Origin of the sequence: Pseudomonas sp. SWRI179, assembly GCF_014268705.1 — a bacterium.
Classification (GTDB): domain Bacteria; phylum Pseudomonadota; class Gammaproteobacteria; order Pseudomonadales; family Pseudomonadaceae; genus Aquipseudomonas; species Aquipseudomonas zanjanensis.
This window is the reverse complement of the sequence record NZ_JABWRA010000116.1, coordinates 1-1,918: the sequence shown is the minus strand read 5'-3', so window position 1 is coordinate 1,918 and position 1,918 is coordinate 1. Positions and strand designations below refer to the sequence as shown.

General features: G+C 58.0%; 2 protein-coding genes. One reads left to right on the top strand and one right to left on the bottom strand.

Translation table 11 applies throughout. The features are described 5' to 3' along the window. The first annotated feature begins 299 nt into the window (after positions 1–299). Complete coding sequence (locus HU767_RS28470; RefSeq protein ID WP_186731105.1) at positions 300–1,373, top strand: hypothetical protein; 1,074 nt, start codon at positions 300–302, stop codon at positions 1,371–1,373. A gap of 181 nt (positions 1,374–1,554) precedes the next feature. Here the strand turns inward: HU767_RS28470 and HU767_RS28465 are convergent, their stop codons facing one another. Further along, positions 1,555–1,914 carry a DUF6124 family protein gene (locus tag HU767_RS28465; protein ID WP_186731106.1) on the bottom strand — a complete coding sequence of 120 codons (360 nt, stop codon included), beginning with the start codon at positions 1,912–1,914 and terminating at the stop codon, positions 1,555–1,557. Positions 1,915–1,918: the final 4 nt, after the last annotated feature.

Sequence of the window (1,918 nt, the reverse complement as noted above, 5' to 3'; positions counted from 1 at the left end):
GGTGCCTCGGGCAAATTGAGTTGCCTGCTTTGGGGCCGCTTCACCCGAGGCGTCGGACCGTCCCAGCGGGAGCAAGCTCCCTCGCCACAGGGAACTGTGTCAACCAGCCTTTTTGTTACAAGTCCACGCACCGCAACGCCAACCCCTCCCCCCGCCTTGATCTACCCTCATAACTGATGCGGTGGCTCGGCTCGCTCTGCCCCGCAGACCCCAAAGTGAGACGTGTCACGTCGAAGCATAGGCTGTCATGACGTATGTGATTCGACAGGGCTTCACCGTTCCTGATAAGGCATCGAATCATGACAATCAATAACAGTTTCATACAGGCCACAGCTGTCGCGGCGGTGGTGCTTGCAGGTATGTGGCAACCGGGCGCCGACGCGTGGGGAGCCGATGGAAAAGAGGAGCCATGGTATACCGCCTGGCTTCAGGTCACGGCGGATACTGACGTGTCGATCCGCGATACCAAGCCATCTTTGCATTGGCGCACCGATATGGACACGCTTTATCGAGGGGACACCACGGGTCAGGGACTCGACGCCTTCCAGAACGGGATCTTACCCAAAGCCGTAGGCTTTCCAGTACCCGAATGGATGTATGACTGGTGGAGCCACGGTGCTGGGGCAGCGAAATCGGTCTACAGCAGCACAACCCGCGATCAGGGTCTCGCCCAGCGCTTCGCCAAGGAATGGGTCTATGAGATCAAAGCCCCTCATGGTATTGACCAGGATGCATCTGGGGGAGCTGTCAGCGAGCAGGAAATCAGTTTTCCGGGGGGAGTCAAGCGCGAGTTCATCAGGCAAGCATGCAAGAAAGACAACCTTGCCGATTGTGAGCCCAACCCGAACTACCGCGAACCGACGGGCCATGAAAGCCCATTGGAGGTCGCGGCGGTGAGCATCGATTGGAGCCGGATCACGCCCCCGGAAGGTCTAGCATGGGTAACGAGTAAGCAATCGCTCTGGGCAGTCGGCTCTCCACTAATCAACTCTGTACAGGGGGCGGCTGCACTTGCCCAAGGGCTACGGGCCTGGAACTCGCAGGTACCGAACTTGAGATTGGCGAGTGATCCAGAGTCGCGCGCTTTTACCAACTCGGCCGTTGTGGCGTTTCGCGACTATACCGATGCCAAGATCTGGGCCATCGCCCAAGCGCAAAACGGCGGCTGGGTATATGAAGTCAGACCTAACAGCGTGGCCGTGGATCTATCAGGGCGTAACACCGGCGCAAGTGAAGGTGCCTTCGCATTCATCGGCGGTATCAAGGGAGGCCTGTTGATGAATGCACGTCGTTTTGAGAAAGGCGTGAGCGAACCGGTCGAATGCATTGGCATAGAAAAAGAGGTTTGCCGCCTCGAAAACCGTCATCAGTAGTTTTCCAATCCATGCCAGCCGCGCATGCTGTTACTCAAGGCTTGTGTGAATCACTGTGGCGAGGGAGTTTGCTCCCTCGCCACAGGGTTTGGTGTCGATTGGCCTATTTGTCAACGACACGAAACCACTGTGGGAGCTTGCTCCGGGCGGCGATCCGACGATGAGGCCGGCACTTATCGCATCAAGTCCGAAGCTCAACCCGGTCCAAGGCCTTGTTCGCCAGCAATGTCCCCAGCTCGATCATCTGCGCCACGCCCAACGCGACATGTCGACGCGAACCGTCCAAGTCAAACAGGAGGTCGCTAAGCACCGCATTGGCCGAGGCCAGGGTCTCGTTGAGGTTGGCTAGCAGGGTTTCGGTGTCAACGTTGTCCGATACGGTGAACAACTGCACTGAGGGTTTGGGTTCTGGTTCGCTGTTGTCGGGCTTGAGGTAATGGTCCATCGCGCGGTCGGCAGCTTCTTTCAGCTTTTCGGGGGCGTAGTCGCCGTAGGGGAAGGTGGCGGCGGGTTTGGGAGGGTTGGGGGTTTCTTTGATCATTTAG

What these genes read in the sequence shown, in the direction of transcription:
- HU767_RS28470 (WP_186731105.1), top strand. Translation starts at nt 300, where the DNA reads ATGACAATCAATAACAGTTTCATACAGGCCACAGCTGTCGCGGCGGTG.
- HU767_RS28465 (WP_186731106.1), bottom strand. Translation starts at nt 1,914, where the DNA reads ATGATCAAAGAAACCCCCAACCCTCCCAAACCCGCCGCCACCTTCCCC.